Source organism: Agrobacterium larrymoorei (genome assembly GCF_013322225.1).
Classification (GTDB): domain Bacteria; phylum Pseudomonadota; class Alphaproteobacteria; order Rhizobiales; family Rhizobiaceae; genus Agrobacterium; species Agrobacterium larrymoorei_A.
Map to the genome: position 1 here is coordinate 59991 of NZ_JAAMFB010000018.1, position 6993 is coordinate 66983.

Below are 6993 nucleotides of genomic sequence, written 5' to 3' on the forward strand. Positions count from 1 at the left end.
TCCGCGCGCAACGGCACAACGAATGTCGGGCGAAGCCGTTCGGCATCGATGGAGTTCATCTTCACATGCTCTCTCTACCTGGAACGCATGCTAAGGCCGTATTAGCCGCCCTTGAACGATCTCAGGCGATCATCGAATTCGACACGACGGGCAAAATATTGTCCGCCAACGAAAACTTCTGCAAGGCAATGGGCTATTCCGCCGAACAGATCGTCGGCAAGCACCACAGCATCTTCTGCGAACCTTCCTACGCCCAAAGCGAGGAATATCGGCAGTTCTGGAAAAGCCTTGCAAACGGTAACTTCGACGCGCGCCAGTACAAGCGCGTAGACGCGAGGGGGCACGAGGTATGGATTCAGGCGTCCTATAATCCGATTACCGTCGGCGGTCGTGTCCAGAGCGTGGTGAAACTGGCGACGGTCATCACCGATACCAAGCTGAAAAGTGCCGAAGATTCGGGCAAGCTGGATGCGATTTCACGCGCGCAGGCCGTCATCGAATTCACGACCACCGGCGAAATCCTTACCGCCAACGAAAACTTCCTGAACTGTCTGGGCTACCAGCTGAACGAGATACGCGGCCAGCATCATCGCATGTTCTGTGACGACGCATTCCGCAACAGTACGGAATATACGGAATTCTGGAAGCGCCTTGGCGGCGGTGAATTCATTGCCGCCGAGTTCAAGCGCATCGGAAAAGGCGGAAGGGAGGTCTGGATACAGGCGTCTTACAATCCGATTTTCGATGAGAGCGGCAAGGTCTTGAAGGTCGTAAAATTCGCCACCGATGTGACCGAACGCGTCCGCGCCGTCGATGAGCTCGCAAAAAGCCTGACCGGACTGGCCAACGGCGATCTGACGCTGACGATCGACAAGCCCTTCATTCCCGCCCTGGAAAAGGTTCGTCAGGATTTGAACAGCTCGCTCGGCAAGTTGCAGGAAGCGATGCGCGACGTCTCGGAAAGCGCGGGTGGGATCGCGATCGGATCGCGCGAAGTCAGCGAAGCCTCCGACAATCTGGCAAAGCGCACCGAACAGCAGGCAGCGGCCGTCGAACAAACCTCCGCTGCATTGAACGAGATTACCCGCACCGTCGCCCAGAACGCGACACGCGCCGCCGAATCCGGCGATCTGGTCGCAAAGACCAAGGCCGGAGCCGAGCATTCTGGCGCGGTCGTCGGCAGGGCGATCGAGGCCATGGGCCGGATTTCGCAGTCCTCCAGCGAAATCGGCAACATCATCAGCGTTATCGACGACATTGCGTTTCAAACCAATTTGCTGGCGCTCAACGCGGGCGTGGAAGCGGCACGCGCGGGGGAAGCCGGAAAAGGCTTTGCCGTCGTCGCTCAGGAAGTGCGCGAACTCGCTCAACGATCTGCGCAGGCCGCGAAAGAAATCAAGACACTCATCAACACGTCGTCCGTGCAGGTGAAGGAAGGAGTCGAGCTCGTGGGCGAAACCGGCGTGGCGCTGAGCAGGATCGTGACGCAGGTGGCGGAGATTAACAGCAACGTCGTCGCCATCGTCGAGACCGCACACGAGCAGGCCAGCGGCTTGAAGGAAATCACCAATGCCGTCGGCGCGATGGACCAGAATACCCAGCAGAATGCCGCCATGGTGGAAGAAACAACAGCTGCCAGCCATAGTCTTGCCCATGAAGCGGATGTTCTTCGCAAACTTCTGACACAGTTTAGATTTGGGAAACCATCTTCTGTTATGACTGAACGGATGAAGCCGGAAGTACATGTCCCGGTTGTTCGTACACCAGGCAGGATGCCGAAGTCCGGATACGCAAGCGTCGGTGCGCTTGCACTGGCCCAGAACAAGGATTGGGAAGAATTCTGATGGCAACGATTAATTCTACGAACTTCGGCGGCGATACTCTGGAAATCATCGCGTTTCGTCTGCACGATCAGGAGTTCTGCGTCAAAACCACCACGATCCGCGAAATCCGTGGCTGGGCACCGTCGACCCCGATCCCGCATGCACCGAAAGACGTTATTGGCGTCATGAACCTGCGCGGTTCCGTCATTCCGATCATCGATCTTGCCTACAAGCTCGGCATGAAGAGCACGGTTGCCAACGAGCGCAGCGCCATCGTTGTTGCAGAAGTACACAACATGGTCATCGGCATGCTGGTAGACCGCGTATCCGACATTCTGACCATACCTGCAAATCAGGTTCAGCCAGTGCCTGAAGTCTCCGCTTCATTCGACAAATCGTTTTCCGAAGGCATCATCGCCAATGAGCACGGCATGATCTGCTTCCTCAATCTCGCAAAGATGTTCAAGGGCACGGATCTCGAAGATCTGGCAGCCTAAGCAGTTGCGCGAAAATCGGAATCGATTTTCATAAATCACGATACACAGTTTTAGAGCGTCACACGGCGCTCTGATCACCTGTTTCCAAGACTATCTTATCTTGAACACGCTGCATGGCTGACCCATGCGGCGTGTTTTTGCTTTCAAGCGTCGTATACAACCACTGATTTCCAAAGTATTGTTTCCAGACTCAATACACGTAAACGTAGTTTTAATATTATTGCTATCTAATATTCTTAATAAGAAAAGCGATGCGCATACAATCATTGAAATATGGACTTCTTTAACGCTGCGGAACGCGAAACAACGGTGCCGCAGCATTTTCAGCGAGTTTGGAGGTTACATGCTCTGGCTGGGAAAAAACACGGATACCCGCAATATTTTGAATGCCTTCTCGACGTCCCAGGCAATGATCGAGTTCGATTTGGCAGGAAACATCCTGACAGCAAACAAAAATTTCTGCGCGGCTCTGGGCTACGACCTGACGGAAATCGTCGGAAAGCATCACCGCATTTTCTGTGACAGCGATTTTGTGGCATCGCCGGACTACGCCGACTTCTGGCGCGGACTTGGTGAAGGAAAGTTCCGCGCCGGTGAGTATCAACGCCGACGCAAGGACGGAACGACGATCTGGATCGAGGCATCGTACAACCCCGTCTTCAGGGCTGGCAAACCCTACAAGGTGGTGAAGCTCGCGACCGACATCACAGAGAAAAAAATCAAGTCGAGGGAAGATAGCGGCAAGCTCGAAGCCATTTCACGCTCGCAGGCGGTCATCGAATTCACGCCGTCGGGCGATATCATCACCGCCAACGACAACTTCTGCAAAACGCTGAACTACGATCTCACCGAGATAAAAGGCCAGCATCATCGGCTGTTCTGCGACAAGACTTACGCTTCGTCTCCCGACTACGCGGAGTTCTGGAAGAGGCTGGCAGCAGGGGAGTTTATTTCCGACGAGTTCGTCCGCTATGGCAAAAACGGCAAGGAAGTCTGGATTCAGGCTGCCTATAATCCGATCCTCAATGACAAGGGGCAGGTCGTCAAGGTGGTGAAGTTCGCCACCGACGTCACACCACGCATGAGCGCGATCACCACGCTCGGTCATGCCCTGAGAGCTCTTGCGGATGGCGACCTGTGCCAGAACCTCGACAAGTCCTTCGTCCCGAGCATGGAAAAGCTGCGCGCGGATTTCAACCAGGTCATCGAAACGCTTCGCTCCACGATGCATACGGTAGCCCACAACGCTGCGACAATTGCTTCCGGCTCGGCAGAGATCCGTGTTGCCGCAGATCAATTGGCACGACGCACCGAACAGCAGGCGGCTTCGCTGGAGGAAAGTGCTGCTGCGCTTGAGCAAATCACCACGACCGTCGCCGATTCCAGCAAACGCGCCGATGAGGCGGGTCGGTTGGTGGGCAATACAAAGCACAGCGCGGAGCGCTCCGGCGAAATCGTCCAGCGCGCAATCGGAGCGATGGATGAGATTTCCCGGTCATCGGGAGAGATCACCAACATCATCGGTGTCATCGACGAAATCGCCTTCCAGACAAACCTGCTTGCCTTGAACGCAGGCGTCGAAGCGGCCCGCGCCGGTGAAGCAGGCAAGGGCTTTGCCGTAGTCGCGCAAGAGGTACGCGAACTTGCTCAACGCTCCGCAAGTGCCGCAAAGGAGATCAAGCAGCTCATAAACACATCGCGCCAGCATGTTTCCAACGGCGTTGGCCTGGTTGGCGAAACGGGTGAAGCGTTGAAACAGATCGAAGAGCAGGTCAGCCAGATCGACACCAACGTCGCCGCAATCGTGGAGGCTGCGCGGGAGCAGGCAAACGGCCTGACTGAGATCAACAATGCTGTGAACCTGATGGATCAGGCTACCCAGAAGAACGCGGCAATGGTCGAAGAAACAACCGCGGCAAGCCACGGACTGGCGCGCGAGGCGGAAACGCTTCGGCAGTTGCTGACGCAGTTCAATGTCGGTTCTTCGTTTGCCGCGCCATCCGCCACGGCCCAGGCAAACGCCAGCCGTCCAGAGAACGTCGTGCCGAGAGTTGTCGCCGCACCAAAGCGGATGGTTGCCGGTTCATCCGCAGCGGTCGCCGCGGAATGGACGGAGTTCTGAAGGCTCAAAATACTGAAAAGCAAAAAGGCGGCCCGAGAGCCGCCTTTTCTTCGCCTTGGGATAAACCCTTAACTGAACAGAACGAAAGTCTTCTGCAGCGTGATCCAGATACCCCAAACGATCGGGATACCGACGACGGCCCAGGCAATAGCGGCCTTTGCGTCGAAGCCGCCCTTGCCGATGCCGAAGGAACCGGTCGGGCCGCTGTTGGCAGCGGTGGACTTCGCCTGAAGCGCGGCGACTTCCTCGTCCGACATGTACCACTTCTCATCCAGCGGCTTGACCATGAGGTTGGCGATAAGGCCGAGAACCAGCATGCCAGCCAGGATATACATGGTGAAGTCATAGACCTGTGCACGCGGAATGCCTGCGGCGATCTGCGCTTCGCGGATGTAGTTCACCACGACCGGGCCGATGATGCCGGCCGTTGCCCATGCCGTCAGCAGGCGACCATGGATCGCGCCCACGAACTGCGTACCGAAGATATCGGCAAGATAGGCCGGGATCGTCGCGAAGCCACCGCCATACATCGAAACGATGATGCAGAGCATGCCGACGAAGAGAGCCTTGTTGCCGATGCCAGCCGCCCATGGAGCGGATGCATAAAGCACGATGCCGAGCGCAAAGAAGGTGAAGTAGGTACCCTTGCGACCGATACGGTCAGACAGCGACGCCCAGAAGAAGCGGCCCGCGATGTTGAAGACCGAGAGAAGGCCGGTAAAGCCCGCAGCGATTGCGGCGATCTGTGCCAGCTGCTCAGGCGTCAGGTCGGCAAACTTGACTTCAGGAAGGCCGAGCAGCGAGCCTGCAAAGATTTCCTGAAGCATTGGCGATGCCATGCCGAGAACGCCGATACCTGCCGAAACGTTGAGGCAAAGAACGAGCCAGATCATCCAGAACTGCTTGGTCTTGTGCGCGTTCTTGAGGTGAACGTGGCGGGTGGTGATCATGGAGTTCTTGGCGGCAGGTGCCGTCCAGCCTTCTGGCTTCCAGCCAGCAGGCGGAATGCGGTAACCGAAAGCGCCAGCCATCATGAAAACGAAGTAGATCGCAGCCATGACGAGGAAGGTTTCCCAAACGCCGATGGAAGCATCGGTGCGGAAGTGGCGCATCAGCGCATCCGCAAGCGGTGCACCAATCATCGCGCCGCCGCCGAAGCCCATGATGGCCATGCCCGTTGCCATGCCGCGACGATCCGGGAACCACTTGATGAGCGTCGAAACCGGCGAGATGTAGCCAAGACCGAGGCCGATACCGCCGATCACGCCCGCACCGAACCACATCAGCCAAAGCTGGTGGGTCATGATGCCCATGGCCGCAATTGCCATACCGCCGCACCAGCAGATTGCCGAGACGAAGCCAGCCTTACGCGGGCCGGCGCGCTCAAGCCAACCACCCCAGATCGCAGCAGAGCAACCCAGAAGAACGAAGAACAGGGTGTAGATCCAGCCAAGGTCGCTGACGCGCCAATCGCATGTCGTCGTAAACAGGGCAGAGCCGAGCGTCAGGTCCGTGCAGGCAACCGACGTTGTAATGCCGATCGCCTTGGTCAGCGGCAGCCAGAATACGGAGAAGCCGTAAGCCATACCGATGCAGAGGTGTATGGCAAGCGCTGCCGGTGGAACCAGCCAGCGGTTAAACCCAGGCTTTGCGATAATTCTTTCGCGGTCCAGAAGACCAGCATTCGCAGCCCCTGGCGCGAATGTTTCATTCGTTGCAGTCATTAGGTGTTTCCCTCCATTCGCCGTAGCCATACGGTGAATTTCGATGTTGTTATCCGCTTCGGTCTTCATGTGCGCCCCGCGGCTGAACACGCAGAGGCACACCCCATCCTTCCGAAACAATGTCCCAAGCCCATGAGGTCCGAGTACCGGAATGTCGCTTCTTTTGAGCGCTGTTCACCGGCATCGTCGTCGTGTTGCAGACGGTACTTTGCAAATGCCGTGCCAGAGTAGAAATTGTTATTTATCAAAACGATAGCATTGCGACATCGGGATGGTGAGACAAATTGTCCGACCCTCCGCGACAAAATGTCCTGTCGCCAGCCTGGGTTTTGCCACTTTCAGCGGACCGAGAAGGCTGATCCAGAGCGCTTCATTGTTAAATGGAGGCAGTTCTGTTGGTTCAAACGGGATCATCTGGTTGTTCGGACGGCGCGTGTCGTAGCCATAGCATCCGGCCAAGCCGTCCGAGCAAACGGAGGGTCCCGTTTCAACCAACCCCAAGGGCCGGACATCTTTCCGCCAGGATCAAAGGCGATTGGCCCGACCGTACCTTCGGGTATGCCCTTCGCCAATCGCCCTTGCCCCTGTCGAAAACCTGCTCCGGCAGAACGCTTCCATTTAACAATGAAGCGCTCTAAAATGTTTGATCCCGGACTTTGATGGTGCATTATTTTCCCAAGCTTGGAGGGATGCACTATGGGACAAATTCTGCACGGCAGCGCCACGACGACGGAGGCAATCCGTCGAGCAATACAAAATAGTCAAGAGAGCCTGAGGGCTCTGTCAAAGCGCTACGGGATCAATCAGAAGACTGTGGCCAAGTGGCG

Annotated in this window: 4 protein-coding genes and 1 pseudogene; 4 read left to right on the plus strand and 1 reads right to left on the minus strand. The window is 56.7% G+C overall.

The features are described 5' to 3' along the window. Positions 1–65: 65 nt before the first annotated feature. From G6L28_RS11655 to G6L28_RS11665, 3 genes are all read left to right on the plus strand, one after another. Positions 66–1844: a methyl-accepting chemotaxis protein gene (locus G6L28_RS11655; protein ID WP_174063948.1), complete on the plus strand. Its 1779-nt coding sequence runs from the start codon at positions 66–68 to the stop codon at positions 1842–1844. Then, entirely contained in the window at positions 1844–2320 is a 477-nt protein-coding gene (locus G6L28_RS11660) for a chemotaxis protein CheW (RefSeq protein WP_174063949.1), read from the plus strand. Before G6L28_RS11655 ends, G6L28_RS11660 begins: the two co-directional genes overlap by 1 nt. A 343-nt stretch (positions 2321–2663) precedes the next feature. Beyond that, positions 2664–4442, plus strand: coding sequence for a methyl-accepting chemotaxis protein (locus G6L28_RS11665; RefSeq protein WP_174063950.1), 1779 nt, complete (start codon positions 2664–2666; stop codon positions 4440–4442). Between the two features lie 68 nt (positions 4443–4510). Here the strand turns inward: G6L28_RS11665 and G6L28_RS11670 are convergent, their stop codons facing one another. Further along, complete coding sequence (locus G6L28_RS11670; protein ID WP_174063951.1) at positions 4511–6166, minus strand: OFA family MFS transporter; 1656 nt, start codon at positions 6164–6166, stop codon at positions 4511–4513. A 696-nt stretch (positions 6167–6862) separates the two neighbouring features. On the opposite strand from G6L28_RS11670, the pseudogene G6L28_RS11675 reads away from it, so the two are divergent. Then, positions 6863–6993 (plus strand): annotated as a pseudogene (locus G6L28_RS11675) (IS481 family transposase); the annotation flags it as partial.